We start from the raw sequence: 21,043 nt of genomic DNA, 5'->3' as shown, positions 1-21,043 counted from the left end.
ACGAGAAGCGCTATAGTAATACCATTGAATTTATCTGCATTTATCCTAAAAATTGTTAAAGGAAAATTTGGAGTTTTATTAAATAAAACCAATGTCTGAACAAAAGCCCGTAAGTCCCTGGAATTACAAACCTTGGTGGTGTCAACCCTGGTCTATAGTTCTCACAGGTGTAACACTGATTGGTGGTAGCTGGTTACTATTTAAAACTATCTGGCTAACAGTTATCGTCTCTATTCCTGTAGTGACGTGGATGGGATTTTTCGTATTGTTTTGGCCACAACTAATGATTCGCAGTGGTATTTTGGAGTCGTATAAAGACTAATTTGAGCTTGATGTGTTACTGGAAATTGCTCTAGGGAGAGAAAATTATTTTACCGTTCTGGTTGGTTGTCTATTTCTTGATGTCTCTTAACTGCGAATTTTAGAGAAAAGATTTTTCCTGCCTCGCTGCTTCCGTACTTCTACGGAGAAGCAAGCTCGGCGCAGCCTCTGGTAAAGAATAGACCATAAGGATAAGTACCGAGGGTTGGAAGCCGTACCTCGGTACTTATATGCATCTATAAAAATTAAAAGTATCAAAAATATTAAGTATTGAGGAAGAACTCTTACATCTTAATTAAGTTTTGATAATTTTTAACCTACATTGATAATTTTCAACCTAGCTTTGGGTACAAGACCTTGTAAGCATCTGCATACTCAGGGAATTTGCATAGTTAAAGTTAGGTGACATGAACAACAGAGTAAACTAAAGGTATGAAGATGATCATGTAATACAATATTTCTGTATATTTAACCGAATATTGATTTTTGTTGCACAGATGTTTAGATTACGTAACCTTGATACTGGAGAGGTAACCCTGCGGTTGTTGCAAAATTTCCACCGTCCCAGACTTTCCTGGTTAAGGCTCAGACACTCATCTGTGAAAACGCAAGCTGTTTCTTTAACTGAAAATGAAACAGAAAGGCTCAAAGCATTGGCGGACTACAATATTCTGGATACCCTACCTGAACAAGCATTTGATGACCTAACTGCTCTTGCTGCCTACGTTTGTAAGACGCCAATTGCTTTAATTAGCTTAGTTGATGCCGATCGCGAATGGTTTAAATCTAATTTTGGATTAAAAGCTACAGAAACACCCAGAGAGTGGGGTTTTTGCTCCCATGCCATTCTTCAATCAAAGGATATATTAGTGGTTCCCAACGCCATCAAGGATGATCGCTTTGCTAACAATCCTTTAGTCAAAAATAATCCCAAAATTCGTTTTTATGCTGGCGCTTCACTAGTTACGGCCAATGGTTTTCCCGTCGGAACGTTGTGTGTGCTCGATACCGTTCCTCGTGTACTAAGTTACCAGCAGTTGGATGCACTGCGCCGCCTAACTCGGCAGGTCATCGCTCAGATGGAACTCATTCAGGAGGTTCACAACCGCAAACAAGCAGAGATGGAAGGAAGGCAATTATCGCTGACCGATGAACTAACAGGTTTGTATAACCGACGTGGCTTCTTCGTGATGGCTGAACAACGGTTAAAATTTGCTCACCGCATGAAAGTTTTGTGCTGGGTTATCTTCATTGATTTAGATGGGCTAAAACAGATTAACGACACCCTTGGTCACGACATGGGAGATGCCTTGATTGTTGATGCTGCTGAATTACTCAAGCAAAGTTTTCGGAACTCGGATATTGTTGCCCGCTTGGGTGGAGATGAGTTCATTATTTTCATCTCCAGCTACTTTAAGGACGCTAATAGCATCCGAACGCGTCTGCAAGCAAATATCGCCAACTTTAATCAAAAGCAAAACCGTAGCTATGAACTTTCGATGAGTATGGGCATAGAGCGTTACTTACCAGAAAGCAATATGTCACTAGAAGAACTAATCGCCAGGTCTGACAAATTAATGTACGCTCATAAGCGTCTTAAGCGGAAATCTATTCAGTGAAGGTGAATCAATTTTGGATTTTGGATAATAAAATAAGGTTTACCTACCCCAGCACGGGCTGCGATCGCTTCCATACTGATGCATTCCCAACTTCCGCTCACAAATCCTAAGTTGCTTTCAAAATGGCTTGATGCGATCGCATACTTGGTGGCCGGACAAGCGAGCTTTTGACAGACATTAAAAGTGAAGTTTTGGGGCGATCGCATTAAGGAAGTCTGCCTGCTTTGGATTTCCTTTTTATCGCCCAAACTTCAAGATCCTGTTGTTTTTGCTAATTTACCACCTGGCTGCCATGACTGCGGGGATCATCTTGACTAGCCGCTGGTGCTACTGGGGCTGAAAATTTAGAAACTTTCCCGCTAGCTTCAGCATAGGGGAGAGACGAACCAGTAACCAAAGCTTCTAAGTTGCTAGCCATAATCGTCCGGGGTTGATCACCGATCGCTTGGGCTATGGTTTCCCCTTGCTGACTCAGAAATACAAAATGGGGAATCCCATCCACCCGATATTTCAACATCTCTGGTAGCCACTTCGTATTATCCACATTCAGCATGACAAAATTCATCTTGTTAGCATACTCTGTTTCTAGTTGAGCGATATCTGGTGCCATTTTTTGACAGACAGTACACCAATCTGCATAAAACTCTACTAAAGATGGTTTGCCGTTGCTGATTGCTACTTCTAGCGGTGTGGACGAATCGCTTAACTTGGTAAGGGAAACCGAGGTTGTTTCAGTTCGCAATCCTAAGATCAGGGCAACGCCCAGAGCGATCGCTACCATTACAATCAAGAAGTTTCTCAAACGCTTCCCGAATGTGGATTCAGATTTATCGGGGGAATTAACAGATGAATCAGTACTCATAACAGAATTATAAAAACTTATTAAGCAATTTCTTCTTCAGTCTAGCTGACTCCAAGCACTCTTTAATACGTAATTTGATCCTCAAAATGGGTATTACAAATAAGTACTTTAGATGATATAGGTTTTAAAAGATGATTTTAAGCTTCAGAAATAACAGTGCTGTGTGTGCTGTATTTTTATTAGTCAGCGTTAGTAGCTTTCACAAGTCAGCGATCGCCACTATAAACAACCAGTCCCAACTGATAGCACAGCAAAGTCAAACCCAGCCACACCCAGTTTTTAAATCTATTCTGCCCAAATTAAAACAAAAGACTCAAATTAAGATTTTATTGCCGAAGTTTATTCCTGAGTCAGATGGGGAAAATCCAATTTATGCAATTATAGAAGCTGCTACACAAAAAAAGTACGAGATTTTATTGGGTTTCACTCCCGATTGTAATGGTGCCTCTGCCTGTCGTTTGGGCATTGTTTCTGCTGAAGCTGTAACCCGCAAAACACCCAGCCTGACAGGGAAACGTGTATCCTTAGCTAAGGGCATCACTGGCTATTTTGTAGATTTTACTTGTGGTGCTGGTTGCTCAGATGCTACCTTGACTTGGCGGCAAAAGGGTGTACAGTATGTTATTGGTGTCAAAGCAGGCGATCGCACTTCTTTGATAAAAATGGCTAATTCGGCGATTAATCCCTAGCTAACGTCAGAGTTTGATTTTACTTAAGAGTGAAACAGCCGTGGCAATTGAGATAGATTTATAGCGTAGTTAACAATCTACAGCACCAATTCAAAAATTAATAAACATCGGACTCACTGCAACTCGCTTTTAGAACTCAAAAAGTTTTTATTTCTAAGTCATCAAACTCACGATTAAAGTCAATATTGCCAATCCTCCTAAAATAGCTAAAACTTGAGTAGTTCTATTACTTTTAGCGAGAATTTCTGAGTAAGATAGTTCATGATTCTGAATCAGTAAAAAGGAGTGAGGACTAAATAAGAAAGGAAATAAACGATTCAAAAGTAAGCGCATAAAGAAGTTAATACTCCATAATCGCTTCTGTAGAAGGTCTTGATTATATTGCCAAGGATAACTAATTTGTGCTAAACGGATTAAGGCTTTAATATCTGGTTGACGTAAGCTTTGATAGCGAGGAAGTGCTTGAGAGAGATTATCTTGAGTTGCTGCCAAAATTTCATGGATTTGATAGATATCTTCTAAGGCAGAATTAACGCCTTGTCCAATGTCGGGAGGAAAACAATGAGTTGCATCTCCCAATAAAATTACCGCTGTTCCTTGATTATCTTCAGGTTTTCCCCAAATTTGATACAAGCCTGAACAATATTGAGGAATCGGAAATTTACCCCCATCACTAGATGTAAATCTAGCTATTTCTTCAGGAGAAATAATCTTTTCTAGGGGAAGCTGAGGAAATGCTTCTGTCAGGAATTGTTTAACTTCTTCTTTTGTTTCTAATTGCCAGATTTGATGATCTGGGTAGGTAATAATATTCGCAGTTCTAGGTTTATGAGGATTTTTAAAGGGTAATAACCCCAAAGAAATTGCTTTTTTACGCCCTTTAAAAGTAGACCTAATGGCGTAAGCCATTGTAGTTTGTGCTAAATCTCCTTCTGATTCTGATAAGGGAAATTGAGGAGGTAAAGTGAGAATTTTGTATTTTAAACCTGAACTGGGAGAAGGAAATTTTTGCATTTCAAAGGAATGTGATTGACCTTCCATTTGATGAAGAGTTTCACGCACGATGGAGTTTAAGCCATCACAACCTACTATCAGAGTAGGAATAAAGCTCAATTTTTCCTGAGATTGAGATTGGGTAATAATTTCTAAATGCTCTACATGTTGTTTAATTTCTACACCTTCAGTATTAAATAAGACCTGAATCGAATCTTGCCAATGTTGATGAATTTCTTGGTAAAGTAACTCCACAAAAGATGCTCTTGGCAGCCAATAGGCAGTCTTGCGTTTAGAATCAGTAATGGGCAGTTTCGTTGTTTTGCGTGTGCCGTCTTTTTGAATGAGAGTCAAATAAAATTCAGTATTAGCGACACTCAAATCAGCTAGTTTGGCAGTTATTTCTAACAAATCAGTTAATTTTTGCCCTCTACCATCAATTTGATAACTAAAGGATTTATCTGGTTCGTAATAATCTGCTGATGGTCTTTTTTCAATAACTGTAATATCTTTCCAACCTCTTTTCGCTAACATTAAAGCTGTGCCTAATCCCGCCGGGCCTCCTCCCATAATGACAACATTTTTCTTGTAAGAATGATTCATTAGACCTCTTGCAAAAAAGTTCTGTGGTATATTACTAGGCTAAACAATTTTCTAAAATTTAACTAGTACAGCGCGGGGGAAATAAACAACCCATTTCAAATTAACGAAACGTTTACGCTGTATTTATTTTGACTTTTGACTTCCGCCTTGCGGTACTAGCCTTTACTAAGGAACTACATAAAATATTTCAACTTTTGTTTGCTCTATTTTCTTGTATTACATGAATAATTGATGGCACTAAAGAAATAACTATAATTAATCCAATAATCGGTAACAAATACTTATCTACTTGTTCAGGTGGCAGAGATTTCCCTAAGAAAAACCCTAACATGGTGATGCCGAATGTCCAAATAAAGCCACCGACTAAGTTGTAAGACATAAATGTGCGATAATGCATAGCACCAATCCCAGCCACAATCGGCGCGAAAGTCCGTACAATGGGTAAAAAACGTGCTAAAACAATCGTTTTTTTACCATGCTGTTCATAAAAGTTTTGGGTTTTAACAAGATGTTTTTTATGAAACAACCATGAATCTTCTTTTGAAAATAGTCTTCTGCCAAATTTATGCCCAGTAAAATAGCCAACATTGTCACCTAAGACTGCACAGATAAAAGCACCAAAAATCAGAACCCAAATGTTCAGTAAATTCTGAGATGCAACAAATCCAGCAGTGAACAATAAACTATCTCCAGGCAGAAAAAAACCAATTAACAAGCCAGATTCAGCAAAGATAATCGCCCATACCCCAAGATAGCCAATTGATTTAACCAGTTGTGGTAAATCTAGATGCATAGAATTTCTTACCTTTCAACAATAGATCCACCACATCTTAACGTTTAGCAATTTTCCTGAATAAAAAGTAATATTAAATTTACGTAAAGTTATTGTGTAATCTTGGGAAATGTAATTACAGATAGCATATTTTATGTTAAAGGTGCAAAATGCAAAGATATTTGAAAGTATTAAGACTATTTTGGACTGCTGCGATCGCATCAGAATTAGAGTATCGGATTAACTTTTTCATAGCTACCATCAGCAGCTTGGGAAATCTTGCAGGTAGCCTCTTTGGACTATTCTTGTTTTACCGCACTGGCTACACTTTTAGTGGTTGGTCATGGGAAGCAGCTTTAGTAGTTCTGGGAATTTTTACCTTACTACAAGGATTTTCTGCTACTTTTCTGGCGTCAAACTTGAATCGCATTGTCCACTATGTACAGGTAGGTACTTTGGACTTTATATTATTAAAACCTATCCGCAGTCAGTTTTGGCTTTCCACCCATACCCTTTCACCTTGGGGACTCCCGGATCTAATTTTTGGTAGTATTATTATTGGCTACGCAGGTAAACGTCTCGGTGTAGGAATAGACAACTATCTACTTGGTGTGCTGCCGTTATTGTTCAGCTTGGTGATTCTGTACAGCCTGTGGTTTATGCTGGGAGCGACGAGTATTTGGTTCGTCAAAGTATACAACGTTACCGAAGTATTGCGTGGTTTGTTGGATGCTGGACGATATCCCATCGCCGCATATCCCACTGCTTACCGCTTTTTCTTCACCTTTGTGATGCCAGTAGCTTTTTTAACTACTGTACCAGCCCAAGCGCTGTTGGGTCGGAGTGAAATTAGCTGGTTGATAGGTGCGGCAATATTAGCAGTAGTGCTGTTTTTGGTTTCCACTTGGTTTTGGCGATTTGCGTTGCGGTTTTATACTAGTGCTTCGAGTTAGAGAGAGAAGGGTAGACAAAGCAGCGCCTTGTCCAGAGTTATTGGAGCAACATAAAGATTAACATATGAAAAGTTATGGCATCTCAAATAGACGTACCTTTGCCTAATGGAGTTTTACAACGCTTGCAAAATGTGAAAGATTTTGTAAATGAAAGTGTTAACTCTCTGACTAATTCAGCAGAACAAGTTCGGGAGTCTTTGAAGGCAACAGCCACTACAACGACCGATAAGGCTATTGATACAGTTACGACAACATTAGGGCAAAGTTGGCAAACAGCCGAGCAATTTAAGAGTACAACATCTGGAGCAGTAAAAACAGCATTGGCATCTTCTGCAAGTGATTGGCTGACACAACACCCTGTAGTTTTTCGGTTAGTTCAAATACTCGGTTGGGCGGCTAATCATCCAATTATTAGTATAGTGATTTTGCTGTTTGTACTTGCTCTACTTTGGAGCATTATTAAAGCAATTGTCCGTTTGATTGAAACAGCTAGTTGGTCAATACTCCGAGTACCGATAAAATTACTTCAGGCTTTAATTAAAGTTAGCTTTTTATCCTTAGTTAAAGTTGGTAGTTTTGGTGTTCAACGAATCACAACTACTAAAACAACTGAGATGCCAGCTTTACTACCTGAAAGTTTTCAACTAAATAAACAACAACGATTAGCAGAAATTTCTAATCGCTTAGAAGCAATTCAAAAAGAACAAAATGAGCTTTTACAAGAAGCAGCAGACTTGATTGCTGCTGACACAATTGATATGGAAATATCAAAAATTAAACCGCTAAAAAGCGCTGAATCACATCTTGGCTGAGTTCGGCTGTAGAACCGGAGGCGACAATACCACCTTTTTGCATGGCGTAATAGTAATCAGCCTGACGGACAAAGTGCAAATGTTGCTCTACCAATAAAACTGAAATGCCTGTAGTTTCGACGATGCGACGGACTGCGGCTTCAATTTCTAAGATGATTGAAGGTTGAATACCTTCGGTAGGTTCATCTAAGACGAGTAATTGAGGTTCCCCCATTAAAGCACGGGCGATCGCTAATTGTTGCTGCTGTCCTCCACTCAAATCACCACCCATCCGCGAAAGCATGATTTTTAACACCGGGAATAAGCTAAAAACTTCCTCTGGAATTTCTGCTTTTTTTACTGGTTTACGTCTAGCTTCCAACCCCAGCAGCAGATTTTCTTTGACTGTCAAACGGGGGATAATTTCTCGTCCTTGGGGGACATAACCAATTCCCAACTTTGCCCTTTGGTCGGGAGATTTAGAATTGATTAATTCTCCAGCTAAGTTAATTGTACCGCTGCGGGGTTTGAGTAAACCCATGATTGTTTTGAGTAATGTAGATTTACCTACGCCATTGCGTCCAATTAGGCAGATCATTTGCCCAGATGGTACGCTCAAATCTACATTGCGGAGAATATGGCTTTCACCGTAGTAAACGTTAAGGTTAGAAATTTTTAGCATAGGGAAAGGGAGAGGAGACAGGATGAACTTAGGCTTCCTTAGATTTTAACTGCCGTTGGGTTAGGCATTTTGATCGTGTTTTTCGTGATAAATCATATCAAAATATGGCATTTCTATGAGCAAATAAGAGGAATGCAAGTATATTTGCTGAAATTTGTTCAAAAAAACAGGTCTAGGAGTTTTGAAGCTAATTTCCGAGTTCAAAACTAAGTTTTAGAGTTCAAAACTAAGTTTTCAAGTTCAAAACTAAGTTTCCAAGTTCAAAACTGAGTTTCCAAGTTCAAAACTAAGTTTTCAAGTTCAAAACTAAGTTTTCGAGTTCAAAACTAAGTTTTCAAGTTCAAAACTAAGTTTTCGAGTTCAAAACTAAGTTTTCGAGTTCAAAAACTTAATTTACAAGTTTAAAACCAAAGTTTGCTAGGTCAATTACCTCAAGTTTAGGATGCGTAATAGGCTCACAGGTAAAAGTAGCAGAGCAATGTTAGCCTACTGACCGCAACAAACGAGTAAAACCTTCTTGCTCAAAGTGTTTATCAGTTGTTAATGCCTCCATAATTCCTTGCCTACGCATCAACACAAAACTTACAGCATCACATAACGAATAGGTTTTATCCTGTCTTGCTAACAATAAATCTATTGCTTCTCGATGTAGCGGCTCATCAACCCATACAATTTGAACGCTTGAATTGTTGATCAGTTCAAGGCTGTATGACAGTACAATTGAACGGGAAAACCCTCGAACTAATGCTAGAGCCACTAATTCTGCTAAAACATAGTTGTGCGTAAGCCGAGTTCTGCTTGTAGTAGCAATCAGTTCAACTGCCCTTTCATGTTGTGGCTCATCTTTATGAAGAAAGCAGAGCAATCCTGACGTATCAAGCAGCATAATCTAGATTCCAATGCTTAAAAGTCATTGGCGTAAGCTTTTGCCAAGTCAGCATCAATGCTTTCGTTATCTATACCTGTAGCATAACCCAAGCTAATTGCACCTGCATAACTAAGTAACCGTTGATGTGCTTCTTCTGGCTGAACTTCTGGTTGTAGCTTTGTACCAGTGAGAAGACCATGCTGCTCATCAAGAGATGTCACAATCAATTCTGCTACCGAAAGCCCGACGGCATCAGCTTGCTGCTGCAAAGCTGCATAGACATCATCACTTAATTCCAGTGTTAGCAGTTGGCTCATAGGAATAAACGATTTCAATTAAAGTTTAGGGCAATTATAGCTTTTCTCCATAAATATTCTGAAGCGGTTCGGCTGATTCACAGATGAATTCGAGCGTTGCCTATGCAATGTCCAAGGTGTGCATCAACTGATAACCGCAAGGATGGCAAAAAATATGGTAAATAAAATCACATATGTGATGACGGCAGAGTTTAGTAGTGGCAAGTAGCCTATAACTAAACACCAAAATCTTCCTTCCGTGCGCTGTACTGGTGTGTTATTCTGCACTAAGCACTTCAGCATGAAAGTCTTTTAGAGTGCGCTCAAAAGCAAGTGTCATGAGAGATTCAACATCTGGATCAGTATACAATCTTCCAATGTGCTGATGAGCTAGGTTAGCGAAGCCATACTCGATAAGCTTAGAACGAGCTTTGGTCATGTCTACAGAAGTACTAGCAACTTTGCCTAAATCTAGGAAAAAGCTTAAAAATAAGTTTAGGTACTCTTCTAAACTTACCTGGTCAAGTTTCAAATTTTTCTTATTGTTTTTTATCAATCTCTTGGATTAAACGAGCTGTCATTGCATCAATTGGATAGTAAATTACCATTAAAACTGCGAGTTCATCATGGAAATACTGGTAGATATTGTTGGGAGATGAAAAATACTGAACACTCAATAGATGATAAATTGTAATATTAATGTAGCATAAGGTTTACCAGTGACTGTTGACTGTCAAGTGTAGTCAAATAACAGCCACCACTAATATTTTTCACAACTGAAATAGGGCAGTGGCTCCTCAACCTGCGATTTTCCTTAATTGAACCTATTCGATTAGAATGGCAATAATATTCAGTGGTAGTCTGTGTAGGGTAAGAAGGCAAAGCAAATGACCCAAACGACGAAAACCCAAAAACTGCTGACCTTTGAGGAGTATCTTACCTATGATGATGGTACAGACACGCGCTATGAGTTGGTGGATGGAGAACTAGTCGAGATGCCACCAGAAAGTCAGGAAAATAGCAATCTGGCAAGATTTCTATTCGTTGAACTACTAAAACATTTCCCCTTTTATTTAGTTGCTCACAAGGATACAGAAATTGAGGTGGCGGGGCGACGGGCGAGATGTCGTTTACCTGACTTAATGGTTCACACAGAAGAATCTTATGTCGCCCTTCTTGATGCGCCTCGTGCCACCCTCACCCGTGATATGCTGCCGCCTGCGCTAGTGATTGAAATTGTTTCTCCGGGAACGGCGAACCGCGTTCGTGATTATCGCTACAAGCGGACGGAGTATGCCGCTAGGGAAATATTGGAGTATTGGATTGTTGACCCACAGATGCAACAAATTACAATTTGTCAGTGGGTGGAGGGACAGTATGAGGATAAGGTATTTACAGGTGCGACTTGCATGGAATCAGTGGTAATTGCTGATTGGGCGTTAACAGTAGAGCAGGTGTTTAACAGCGCAAACCGACCATAATTACCAGGTGAATACAAAGTACGATTAAGTTTTTCATTCTTGCTGTTGCCCCAAATATACTTCAATAACGCGGGAGTCATTTTGGACTTGTTCAAAATTCCCTTCGCACAGCACCGAACCTTCATGTAGCACTGTCACCTTTCGGGCAATTTGACGCACAAATTCCATATCATGTTCAATGACTAAAATTGAATGACTTTGCGCTAGTGCTAAAAGTAGTTCGCCAATGTTGTAGGTTTCTTCATCTGTTAAACCAGCTACGGGTTCATCAACAAGTAATAAGTCAGGGGACTGTGCTACTAACATGCCAATTTCTAAACGTTGCTTTTCTCCGTGGGAAAGTAAAGCTGCTTTGATATCGGCTTTAGGAGTTAAACCAATAGTTTCTAATAATCCTTTAATATTATTCTTTTCAGCAGTATTAGAACGTTCAAACAAAGTAGAAAAGACATTTTTATTATTGTTACTGGTAATTTCTAGATTTTCACGAGGCGTTAAGTTCAGATAAATTCGGGGTGTTTGAAACTTGCGCCCAATTCCCAATCGCGCAATTTTATATTCAGGTAAAGAACGCAGGTTTTTACCTTTGAATAAAACTCGCCCAACGGTTGGTTGGACTTTCCCGGTAATCACATCCAGAAACGTTGTCTTTCCCGCACCATTGGGGCCAATTACTACCCGCAATTCACCCACATCCATGCTAAAGTTTAGCTGGTTTAGCGCCTTAAAACCGTCAAAACTAACAGTTACGTTTTCAGTTTCCAATATTTTCGCGTTCATGTTGCACTTCAGCGTCTTCTTCCAAGGTGGGATATGTAGCAATTTGTTGACGACGGTTGAAAAGAGAAATATTCTGACTACGCAACCATCCCACTATGCCGTCAGGTAGGACTGTAACGACTATCAAAAATAGTGCGCCTTGGAAAAATAGCCAGATTTCTGCAAATTGTTCACTTAAAAAAGTGCGGGCATAATTTACTAACAAAGTTCCCACAATCGCCCCAATTAAAGTAGCGCGTCCCCCTACAGCCACCCAAATCACCATTTCAATCGAAAAGGCAATATCCATTGCTCTGGGTGATACAGAACCACTCTGAAGGGTGTAAAATGCTCCTGCGATACCTGCGATCGCACCTGAAACTGCAAACACCAATACCTTATAATCTGTAGGGTCGTAGCCAGAAAATCTTACCCGACTTTCATCATCACGAATCGCTATTAACAATCTCCCAAAGCGTCCAGTTGTCAACCAGCGACAAATACCGTAAGTGATTGCGAGAAACACTACCGTTAGGATGTAGAAAACAAATTGCGTTTTCGCATCACTAACCGTTGCCCCAAACAAAGTTGTAAAATCTATCAGTCCGTTCGTACCGTTGAAAAGTTGTTGTTGACCGTTAAAGAAGTTGAAAAATACAATAGTTCCGGCTTGAGTCAAGATAGAAAAATAAACTCCCTTGAGGCGATTACGAAATACTAAATATCCCAACAATCCCGCCAATAACCCTGGAATTAGTACCACAGAAGCTATTGTCAAAGGAAAAGAATAAAAAGGTTTCCAAAACGCGGGAAGTTCTGTAACTCCATAAAGCCCCATGAAATCAGGCAATTCACCAGTAGGAACTTGCAGCTTCAGGTACATTGCGATCGCATATCCACCCAAACCGAAGAAAATACCATGTCCCAAACTTAGTAAACCAGTATAACCCCAAATCAAATCAATACCCAAAGCCACAATCGCCAGCGACAAAAATCGTCCCAACAAATTCAGACGAAACTCCGAAAGTATCACTGGCATGATAATTATAAGCAAGAGTGCGATCGCAACCACCACCCCCACCTCAATTAATAATCTCCCTCCCTTCCTTCTCATTCTCTGCGTCCTCCGCGCCTCTGCGGTTTAAACATCAACAGTACGTCCCTTCTGCGGAAAAATTCCCCCAGGCTTCCACTGTAAAAACACAATAATTAGTGCAAATACCATCACCTTAGCCATACTCGTCGTCGCAAAAAAAGTAAACAAATCAGCCAAAGGCTTCACAGGAGTCAACAACACAGCTAAAGTCCCAGAACCAATTAAAAAATTAGCCGTACCAATAGCCAAAGCAGCCACAATCGTACCGACTAAATTGCCTACACCCCCAACGACAACAACCATAAAAGTATCAATAATATAGTTTTGCCCAGTATTTGGCCCTACAGAACCCAGCAAACTAATCGCACATCCAGCCACACCAGCTAAACCAGAACCCAGTGCAAAAGTAATCGCGTCAACCTTTTGAGTTGGGATACCCAAACAAGCACTCATACTCCGGTTTTGTGTCACAGCCCGAATCCTTAAACCCCAGCTAGAACGTTGTAAAAATAAATAAATTCCTGCCACACAGATTATTGTTAAAGCAATAATAAATAACCTGGCAAAGGGCAATTGCATACCAGCCAAAGATATCCCCGCTTGTAACCAAGTAGGCGCAGTTACATCCACATTTTGAGCGCCAAACCAAGGTTGAGTCACTCCTAACTGATAAGTTTGACTTAATAAATTGCCCATTGTGATTGTCACCCCCAGCGATAGTAAAAATATCACTGCTACAATCCAGTTACGAACTCTTCCCAAATCAGTGCGAGAATTTAAAATCCATAAACCTCCAAAAAACAATAGAGAAAATAGGACTATGCCAATTATCAATACCCAATTTACGCTGCGAACCAACTGCTGAAAAATTAAACTTACTCCCCAAGTTGCTAGTAAAGTTTCTAAAGGGCGTCCATAAAGATAACGAATCACGCCTCTTTCTAAAATTAATCCCACAGCAGCCGTAAACATAAAAGCAATAATCAAAGCCAAAAATATATAAACTTCAAACCACACCCCGCCCAATTGTTTACAGCCATTTTGGACAACAAATGTTGTATAAGCGCCAAACATCATCAATTCACCATGCGCCATATTGATGACGCCCATCAATCCAAATATAATCGCCAGTCCCAACGCAGCAATTAATAAGACAGCGCCAATACTAATACCATTAAATACAGCTTCTAAAAAACCTGTTAACACTTATTTCTCCCCAACAGCTATCAGCTACTAATTAGTCAAGCCATTAGTTGTCTCGTTCCCAGTCTCAAACTGGGAATGCCTATTGAGAGGCTCCGCCTCCTAACTCGCGGCAGAGCCGTAATGAAGTGCATTTCCAGGTTCTACCTGGAAACGAGAAACGAGAATTTCTTTCACAAATTTAGATTTTCTTGTATTTACCACCCTTAGCAGGGTCAGTCCAATCACAAGCAAATCCCTTAGTCTCTTTTACAAATTGATTCCAAGGAACCGGCTCAACTGCTGTCGGAGTAGCATAGACAATATCAAACAAACCATCTAGCCTTACTTGACCAATTCGCACAATTTTGGATATGTGATGATTAGCATCCATTGTCACTTTACCTTCAGGTGCATCTATGGTTTGACCATACGCCGCAGCACTCACTTTAGCTATGTCTGTAGTACCAGCTTTTTCTACTGCTTGCTTCCACAAATAAACTGCAATATATGCTGCTTCCATTGGGTCATTTGTTACCCGATTTTCACCGTACTCTTTCTTAAAAGCTGCGACAAACTTCTTATTAGCAGGTGTATCTACTGTTTGGAAGTAATTCCAAGCAGCGTAGTGACCTTTGAGATACTCTACACCAATTGCTTTAACTTCTTCTTCGGCAATACTGACAGACATGGAAGGATATCTTTCTGGTGTCAATCCAGCACCTTTCAATTGTTTGAAGAAAGCAACGTTGCTATCACCATTGAGAGTATTGTAAATTACACCTCCATTAGGCAAAGCTTGCTTAATTTTAGTGATAATCGGTGTAACTTCTGCGTTACCTAGCGGTAAATAATCTTCGCCAACTGTTTTACCACCTAAAGCTTCTAGTTGAGCTTTAATAATTGTGTTAGCAGTCCGGGGAAAAACGTAGTCTGAGCCAACTAAGAAAAATTCTTTGCCCTTATTTTTTAACAGCCAATCAACAGATGGTTCGATTTGTTGATTTGGCGCAGCACCAGTGTAGAAAATATTTTTAGAACACTCTTGACCTTCGTACTGCACAGGATACCAGAGCATGTGATTTTTGCTCTCAAATACTGGCTTCACATTCTTACGGCTAGCAGAAGTCCAACAACCAAAAACTACAGCGACTTTATCTTGATCTATTAGCTTGGTTGCCTTTTCTCTAAAAGTATCCCAGTTAGAAGCACCATCTTCAGTAATTGCTTCAATTTGTTTACCTAAGATACCACCGCCAGCGTTAATTTCTTTGATTGCTAGTTTTTCAGCATCGACGACGCTTTTTTCACTAATAGCCATCGTACCACTAAGGGAGTGCAAAATACCTACTTTGATGGTGTCACCAGCAGTAGCAGCAGCTGGAGATGCAGCTGGAGGTGCGACTGGACTCTCTGTAGCAGTTGGAGAATTATTCGCGCAAGCTTTTAGAAAAAAGCTGCTTCCAAAAGTTAGAGAACCATAGATTAAAAACTTGCGTCGGTTAAATTGTCTTCTCATATCTTTATGAATTTTCCTTTTGATGAATCAACTAACTTAATAGAAAGCTGACAATATCAAACCTTTAAAGTGTGATAATAGTGCGATATTTTACTAGAAAAAAGTTACTTATTATACAAAATGTTTGTTTTTGTAATAAAAAAATAAATTCGTAATATTAATCTTTGTTAAGCTTAATACTATGAAATTATTGTTAGCAGTGAAGAGATAGCTGGGTAATAATTTCATCTTCCTTGCCAGAAGCAAAGTTAGCAAAGCGCTTTGCCAAAGGTGGTATAATCACTAAAGGATTGCTAAACCCAGAGAATAGATGAACGCTCTCAAATCCTGGGATAGTACCAATCAAGGGCAAGCGATCGCTACTAAATGCCACCAAGCAATGATGCCAAGTTCCTGGTAAATTCTCCAAAACTGGCAAAACTTCACCGACACTTTTTCGCAGCCACTTTTCACTCGCCTCTGAGTCTACCTTGGCATGAGGATCTGTGAGAACGCGGCTAATTTGACCGATGCGGAAGCTACCATCTTGCATCTGAATCGCACTTGCATCTAAAATTGGCGGGACTGGTTCATTACCTGCTTCATCCCACAATTCATCAACTTGAGTAGATTCAGCTTCTAGTTGAAACCGTTGCAGATTAGCTGGCATAACTAAGGTGCGTAACTGTACATCCACAGGTGGGGTTTCAATTATTTCTGCGTGAGTAAAATACAGCTTAATGGGAATACCAGCAGATTTTAGCAGCTGGCGGCTAAGTCCACCGGCACAAATGACAACGTTAGCACTGTGGAAAGTTGCAGTAGTTGTTTTTACACCATCTTGCAATACTTGCAATACTTGCGTAATCTGCATTTCACCTCCAGCCCGCAGAAAGGCTTGGATGTAAGCTTGTGCTGTTTTCTCTGGGTGAATATGACCGTGTTTGACTGTTATTGCACCACATATCGCCTCTCGATTTAGCAGTGGTTCCAACTCACAAGCTTCTTGGACACTCAGTAAACGGGGTGGAATAGCAAAATGATTATATGATGCAGCAGTTGCCTCTGGGTCACTAGCGGCTGAAATAGTTAGTAATAAATCTAATTCCCGAAATTCGATATCAGCGTCTAACTCTTGAGATAGGATATGGTAACGGGCGATCGCATCTTCGCACAATTGCCGAGTTAGTCGCGTATTCCCCGACCAATAAGCAAGCCCACCATAACTATAACGAGTTGCATTCTGTGGTGTTTGGTATTGCTCCAACAAAAGTACAGCAAAACCTGTTTTGACTAATTCATAAGCGAGTGCAGCACCCGCAATTCCACCGCCAACCACAATCCAGTCATAGGTTTTCATATATGAATTACGAATTACTAAAAAGTTAATCGCTTGGTGTAGATCCAGATTCTCTCATTGAAATTGCTATCGAGATTCATTAATAAAACAAAGATGCACTAATCACCGAAAAACAGTAAACCCATTATGCTAAATTACGATCCATTAGCTTGTTTGCCCTCATCTGAGGAACTACCAGACTCTGATGATACCCCTGTGGATAATGAATTACAAGATTTAATTCCCGGTTTACTCAAAGCAATACTCGCAATGGCATGGCCAGAAAGAATGGATTGGTTTTTTGGCGTAGATATGGGGATTTATTATGACCCAGATTTACCGCCAATCGTGCCAGATGGATTTTTGAGTTTGGGAGTAGAGCGATTTTATGATGAAAACCTCCGTCCCAGTTATGTGCTTTGGGAAGAGAAGAAACTACCGATATTAGCGTTGGAAGTGGTATCTCAGACATATCGCGGTGAGTATTCGACCAAAAAAGCAGAGTATGCAAGATTAGGGTTTTTGTATTATGTAGTCTACAACCCATTTCGTCGTCGTAAGCCACGTTTAGAAGTTTACAAATTAGTTAATAATACTTATGAATTAGATGATGGTAATCCCGTTTGGCTGCCAGAAATTGGTTTAGGAATTGGTATAGAACGAGGAGCCTATTTAGGCATTACACGTGAGTGGTTGTATTGGTATAAGGCGGAAGGAAAACGCTTTTTAACATCAGAAGAACGTGCCAATTTACTAGCAAAAAGATTAAGATCGCTCGGTGTAGATCCTGATTCTCTCACCTAAATTGCTGTAAAGAATCATCCGCGAGTATCAAAGACTCATTCACGAGTATCAAAGACTCGTCCATGAGTATAAAAGACTCGTCCATGAGTATAAAAGACTCGTCCGCGAGTATCAAAGACTCGTCCGCGAGTATCAAAGACTCGTCCGCGAGTATCAAAGACTCGTTCACGAGTATAAAAGACTCATCCGCGAGTATAAAAGACTCGTTCATGAGTATAAAAGACTCATCCGCGAGTATAAAAGACTCGTCCACGAGTATCAAAGACTCATTACAGGAGTTTTCATTTATTTATAAAATACTCTCGCGTTATTCTCTGCGCCTCTGCGCCTTTGCGTGATACAAAAATCTTTCCGTTCTGTAATTACGAATTACGAATTACGAATTACCCAATTGAGGCTTGCACTCACACTTTCAGCATCCGGTGACTTCAATCGCTGCAAAATCTCTAAAGCTGGTTGCAAATAAGATATCGCTTTAGTGTATTCACCCTGCTGTTCTGCCAAATCTCCTAAACACCACAGAGTCATTGCTTTGCCTTGGACATTTCCAATGCGTTCTTTTATTTCCAAAGACTGATTGTAGAGTGCGATCGCTTCATCCACATCCCCTTTGTTGGCGTAGATACCTGCTAGATTGTGCAACGTCGCCGCTTCACCTTGGAAATTTCCAATGCATTGCGTTATTTCCAAAGACTGATTGAAAAGTGTGATCGCTTCATCCACTTCCCCTTTGTTAGCGTAAAGAACTCCCAGATTGCTCAACGTCGTTGTTTTGCCTTGGACATTACCAATGCGTTCATTTATTTCCAAAGACTGATTGTAGAGTGCGATCGCTTCATCCACTTCCCCTTTGTTGGCGTAAAGAATTCCCAGATTGCTCAACATCGCCGCTTTGGTTTGGACATCACCAATGCGTTCATTTATTTCCAAAGACTGATTGTAGAGTGCGATCGCTTCATCCACATCCCCTTTGTCGGCGTAGATACCAGCTAGGCCGTGTAACGTCGCTGCTTTGGTTTGGACATCACCAATGCGTTGTGTTATTTCTAAAGACTGATTGTAGAGTGCGATCGCTTTATCCACATCGCCTTTGTTGGCGTAGATACCTGCTAGTTCGTACAACGTCACCGTTTTGCCTTGGACATCACCAATGTGTTCAGTTATTTCCAAAGACTGATTGTAGAGTGCGATCGCTTTGTCCCATTCTCCCAAATCATGATATGTGTCACCCAGTTCGTGGAGAACACTGGCTTTGATTCCTGCTAAATTTTCATCTTCTTCAGTCAACTTCAAAGCTTTTAGCAAAAAATATTCTGCTTTTTCTGCCTCAGCAATACTCCTATAAGCTGCCCCTAATTCCTGCAAAATAGTAAGGCGGGTGCTTATATCTGTTGATTCTTCCATTAGCAAGCGTTCAAGTAAATCAATCCGCTCTTGCCTTTCTGGTAAATCTAAACTTCCAAATATTCTCTCAGACTGAATAGTTTTTTCAATAGCCAATTCTTGAGTAGACTGGACTGTTTGAAAATAAAATACTCCTTTTCTCCATGCCCAAAAATCTGGGGCATATTTTGCCATATTGACCATCGGCACAATATTGGGCGTGTCGAAGGAATTACTCAAGTTATTTTCAGAATAGACGATAGAAATTGGCGCTGTATAGACAATCGTACAATGTAGACTTTGTAATTGAAATGCGTAATCACAAAATAAATGTTTAGCTACATTGGGAGGAACCCTGTCTAAATTATCAAAAATAATTAAAAATCCTTTTTGATATTCTGAGTATTTTGATTTAAGCTTGACAAAAGCATCCCCTAACAACAAATTTATATCTGCTTATAAACGGCCAATATCTTTTTGTAAATTCTGCCGAACCGTCTTTCTTTGTTTGTCAGCACCTTTAATTTAAGCTTGGATTTTACCCAATAGCTTTGAAAGAAAGGGAATTTTTATTCCTGCTTCTGCCTCAGCACCGATACTTACTGACCTTTCAACTGTTTGTTCCGTTTCTTGAGTAATTTCTTTAAACCAAGACTCAAAATTCTTTAAAAGTTGTGCATCAAAATTTAATTCCGATGTGTATAAAACATCAGCAATTTTTTTAATAATTACCAAATATAAATCTGTGTATTCTGCGTCTAATATATCTAGTTCAGCGTCTGCTTCTATATAAATAACTTTATATTGAGATTCCCATTCTTGCTGAATCTTCCTTAACTCTGTACTTTTACCGCATCCCCGATGTCCAGTAAATAGAAGGCTGCAAAATTCTGCGGGTTCAAGAAAACTTAAGCGAGTTTTAATAGTATTAATTGCTTCGGTCTTGCGAACTTTTGATAAATTAACATAATAACGTTCAATATCTCTATTAGTTACCAAAGGAGCTACATCACAAACACGAAACGCAGCTTTGAGGGTATTAGCACGATTAGTGGGTAAGGAACTCATCAGGTGTTATTTATATTAAGAATTTACATATATATTACAGCAGTGGAATCTTAAAGCTTCTTGGCGTTAGAGAACTTTTAGGAATTACTGGCGCTAAATGGTAGTATATTCAGGAATACTTGGCGTTAGATTACCAACAGAATTGTATAATGTCTCTTGCTCCTTGGCGAGGTGCGATCGCTGATGCACTTGATCGCAACCGCAGCCTTGTTTATGCCCGTTACCTGCAACTAGCAACGGTGCAGCCGAACGGTCGCCCCGCTAATCGTACCCTAGTCTTTCGCGGCTTTTTGGAAGATACAAACCAGCTAAAATTTATCATCGATAGCCGTAGCGCTAAAGGCGACCAGATACAGCAACAACCTTGGGCAGAAGTTTGCTGGTACTTCCCCAATACACGAGAACAATTCCGTATTACTGGCTGTTTAACTCTGGTAGGAAATGATGATTCTCACCAGAATTTACAACCAGCCCGCATCTCCATTTGGCAAGAACTGAGTGATGCTGCACGTTTACAGTTTGCTTGGCCCCATCCTGGTAAACCCAGAGTTGAAACCCCAGAAGCTTTTGCACCACCAGCACCCGACCCCATGCAACCATTGCCTAATTTTTGCCTACTGCTACTCGACCCGGTGCAGGTAGACCACTTAAAATTGCAGGGCGAACCACAAAATAGAAACTTTTATCGCCGCGATGAAAATCAAGAATGGTTTTGTGAAGAAATTAATCCTTAATTTTTTGAAAGGGGAATGGGGAAAATACAGTTCGGTTTTCTTTCACAACATCATCCCTTGAGCAACCTTATTCTGGCTATTTTTCCGCAAGCATTTGTTTCATGAGAACGAGGTATATTTGCTACCGGGTGATGAAGTTGTAATCACCAAAGTAGGTAAACATTCCTGTGCGGCCGGATAGGTTGTTTTCAAGTCTATTTGGAATCTGCAAAGTTAGCATTTATAATTTTTATTCTTCACTCCTGACTCT

General features: G+C 40.0%; 23 protein-coding genes. 8 read left to right on the top strand and 15 right to left on the bottom strand.

All coding sequences use genetic code 11. The features are described from left to right. Positions 1 to 91: 91 nt before the first annotated feature. A complete protein-coding gene (locus V7K46_RS03790; RefSeq protein ID WP_335111185.1) occupies positions 92 to 322 on the top strand; it encodes a DUF6737 family protein in 231 nt (76 codons plus the stop codon). A 496-nt stretch (positions 323 to 818) separates the two neighbouring features. Next, a complete protein-coding gene (locus tag V7K46_RS03785; protein ID WP_335111183.1) occupies positions 819 to 1,940 on the top strand; it encodes a sensor domain-containing diguanylate cyclase in 1,122 nt (373 codons plus the stop codon). Here V7K46_RS03785 and V7K46_RS03780 read toward each other — a convergent pair. Next, on the bottom strand, positions 1,934 to 2,188 hold the full coding sequence (locus V7K46_RS03780) for a hypothetical protein (protein WP_335111181.1): 255 nt from the start codon (positions 2,186 to 2,188) through the stop codon (positions 1,934 to 1,936). The genes V7K46_RS03785 and V7K46_RS03780 overlap by 7 nt on opposite strands. Before the next feature lie 23 nt (positions 2,189 to 2,211). Continuing rightward, positions 2,212 to 2,802 carry a thioredoxin family protein gene (locus V7K46_RS03775; protein ID WP_335111179.1) on the bottom strand — a complete coding sequence of 197 codons (591 nt, stop codon included), beginning with the start codon at positions 2,800 to 2,802 and terminating at the stop codon, positions 2,212 to 2,214. Between the two features lie 131 nt (positions 2,803 to 2,933). Here V7K46_RS03775 and V7K46_RS03770 point away from each other — a divergent pair, with 131 nt between their 5' ends. Next, positions 2,934 to 3,491 (top strand): hypothetical protein, encoded by a 558-nt coding sequence (locus tag V7K46_RS03770; RefSeq protein WP_335111177.1) that lies wholly within the window; start codon positions 2,934 to 2,936, stop codon positions 3,489 to 3,491. Between the two features lie 153 nt (positions 3,492 to 3,644). Here V7K46_RS03770 and V7K46_RS03765 read toward each other — a convergent pair whose 3' ends face one another. Together V7K46_RS03765 and V7K46_RS03760 are read right to left on the bottom strand one after the other, a co-directional pair. Further along, a complete protein-coding gene (locus V7K46_RS03765) occupies positions 3,645 to 5,087 on the bottom strand; it encodes an FAD-dependent oxidoreductase (protein ID WP_335111175.1) in 1,443 nt (480 codons plus the stop codon). Positions 5,088 to 5,274: 187 nt separating this feature from the next. Continuing rightward, positions 5,275 to 5,880 (bottom strand): DedA family protein, encoded by a 606-nt coding sequence (locus V7K46_RS03760; protein WP_335111173.1) that lies wholly within the window; start codon positions 5,878 to 5,880, stop codon positions 5,275 to 5,277. Positions 5,881 to 6,029: 149 nt separating this feature from the next. On the opposite strand from V7K46_RS03760, the gene V7K46_RS03755 reads away from it, so the two are divergent. Together V7K46_RS03755 and V7K46_RS03750 are read left to right on the top strand one after the other, a co-directional pair. Further along, positions 6,030 to 6,812, top strand: a complete 783-nt coding sequence (locus tag V7K46_RS03755) for an ABC transporter permease (protein ID WP_335111171.1) — start codon at positions 6,030 to 6,032, stop codon at positions 6,810 to 6,812. Positions 6,813 to 6,886: 74 nt separating this feature from the next. Then, a complete protein-coding gene (locus V7K46_RS03750) occupies positions 6,887 to 7,624 on the top strand; it encodes a hypothetical protein (protein ID WP_335111169.1) in 738 nt (245 codons plus the stop codon). Here the strand turns inward: V7K46_RS03750 and urtE are convergent. The 4 genes from urtE to V7K46_RS03730 all read right to left on the bottom strand — a co-directional run bounded on the left by urtE (position 7,587) and on the right by V7K46_RS03730 (position 9,981). Further along, a complete protein-coding gene (gene urtE / locus V7K46_RS03745; RefSeq protein ID WP_335111167.1) occupies positions 7,587 to 8,285 on the bottom strand; it encodes an urea ABC transporter ATP-binding subunit UrtE in 699 nt (232 codons plus the stop codon). The two genes, V7K46_RS03750 and urtE, sit on opposite strands and share 38 nt — an antisense overlap. A gap of 481 nt (positions 8,286 to 8,766) precedes the next feature. Then, on the bottom strand, positions 8,767 to 9,171 hold the full coding sequence (locus V7K46_RS03740) for a type II toxin-antitoxin system VapC family toxin (RefSeq protein ID WP_335111166.1): 405 nt from the start codon (positions 9,169 to 9,171) through the stop codon (positions 8,767 to 8,769). Between the two features lie 17 nt (positions 9,172 to 9,188). Next, positions 9,189 to 9,470, bottom strand: coding sequence for a hypothetical protein (locus tag V7K46_RS03735; protein WP_335111164.1), 282 nt, complete (start codon positions 9,468 to 9,470; stop codon positions 9,189 to 9,191). Between the two features lie 256 nt (positions 9,471 to 9,726). After that, entirely contained in the window at positions 9,727 to 9,981 is a 255-nt protein-coding gene (locus V7K46_RS03730) for a hypothetical protein (RefSeq protein ID WP_335111162.1), read from the bottom strand. A gap of 355 nt (positions 9,982 to 10,336) precedes the next feature. On the opposite strand from V7K46_RS03730, the gene V7K46_RS03725 reads away from it, so the two are divergent. Then, complete coding sequence (locus V7K46_RS03725) at positions 10,337 to 10,930, top strand: Uma2 family endonuclease (RefSeq protein WP_335111160.1); 594 nt, start codon at positions 10,337 to 10,339, stop codon at positions 10,928 to 10,930. Positions 10,931 to 10,963: 33 nt separating this feature from the next. Here the strand turns inward: V7K46_RS03725 and urtD are convergent, their stop codons facing one another. The 5 genes from urtD to V7K46_RS03700 form a co-directional block, all read right to left on the bottom strand. After that, positions 10,964 to 11,710: an urea ABC transporter ATP-binding protein UrtD gene (gene urtD, locus V7K46_RS03720; RefSeq protein ID WP_335111158.1), complete on the bottom strand. Its 747-nt coding sequence runs from the start codon at positions 11,708 to 11,710 to the stop codon at positions 10,964 to 10,966. After that, on the bottom strand, positions 11,685 to 12,803 hold the full coding sequence (gene urtC, locus V7K46_RS03715) for an urea ABC transporter permease subunit UrtC (RefSeq protein ID WP_335111156.1): 1,119 nt from the start codon (positions 12,801 to 12,803) through the stop codon (positions 11,685 to 11,687). The genes urtD and urtC overlap by 26 nt, the downstream gene beginning before the upstream one ends. 27 nt (positions 12,804 to 12,830) lie before the next feature. After that, positions 12,831 to 13,991, bottom strand: a complete 1,161-nt coding sequence (locus V7K46_RS03710; RefSeq protein WP_335111154.1) for an ABC transporter permease subunit — start codon at positions 13,989 to 13,991, stop codon at positions 12,831 to 12,833. A 178-nt stretch (positions 13,992 to 14,169) separates the two neighbouring features. After that, on the bottom strand, positions 14,170 to 15,486 hold the full coding sequence (gene urtA, locus V7K46_RS03705; protein ID WP_335111152.1) for an urea ABC transporter substrate-binding protein: 1,317 nt from the start codon (positions 15,484 to 15,486) through the stop codon (positions 14,170 to 14,172). A gap of 193 nt (positions 15,487 to 15,679) precedes the next feature. Next, positions 15,680 to 16,825 (bottom strand): NAD(P)/FAD-dependent oxidoreductase, encoded by a 1,146-nt coding sequence (locus tag V7K46_RS03700; RefSeq protein WP_335111150.1) that lies wholly within the window; start codon positions 16,823 to 16,825, stop codon positions 15,680 to 15,682. A gap of 126 nt (positions 16,826 to 16,951) precedes the next feature. On the opposite strand from V7K46_RS03700, the gene V7K46_RS03695 reads away from it, so the two are divergent. Further along, positions 16,952 to 17,608 (top strand): Uma2 family endonuclease, encoded by a 657-nt coding sequence (locus V7K46_RS03695; RefSeq protein ID WP_335111149.1) that lies wholly within the window; start codon positions 16,952 to 16,954, stop codon positions 17,606 to 17,608. Positions 17,609 to 17,977: 369 nt separating this feature from the next. On the opposite strand, the gene V7K46_RS03690 is transcribed toward V7K46_RS03695, so the two are convergent. After that, positions 17,978 to 19,231: a tetratricopeptide repeat protein gene (locus V7K46_RS03690; RefSeq protein ID WP_335111147.1), complete on the bottom strand. Its 1,254-nt coding sequence runs from the start codon at positions 19,229 to 19,231 to the stop codon at positions 17,978 to 17,980. Positions 19,232 to 19,516: 285 nt separating this feature from the next. Further along, a complete protein-coding gene (locus tag V7K46_RS03685; RefSeq protein WP_335111144.1) occupies positions 19,517 to 20,059 on the bottom strand; it encodes an ATP-binding protein in 543 nt (180 codons plus the stop codon). Between the two features lie 149 nt (positions 20,060 to 20,208). On the opposite strand from V7K46_RS03685, the gene V7K46_RS03680 reads away from it, so the two are divergent. After that, positions 20,209 to 20,793 carry an Npun_F5749 family FMN-dependent PPOX-type flavoprotein gene (locus V7K46_RS03680; protein WP_335111142.1) on the top strand — a complete coding sequence of 195 codons (585 nt, stop codon included), beginning with the start codon at positions 20,209 to 20,211 and terminating at the stop codon, positions 20,791 to 20,793. Positions 20,794 to 21,043: the final 250 nt, after the last annotated feature.

The organism is Nostoc sp. (assembly GCF_036917395.1).
In the GTDB taxonomy this organism is placed as follows: domain Bacteria; phylum Cyanobacteriota; class Cyanobacteriia; order Cyanobacteriales; family Nostocaceae; genus Nostoc.
The sequence above is the reverse complement of the archived record's forward strand: the minus strand, read 5'-3'. Positions and strand labels throughout refer to the sequence as shown.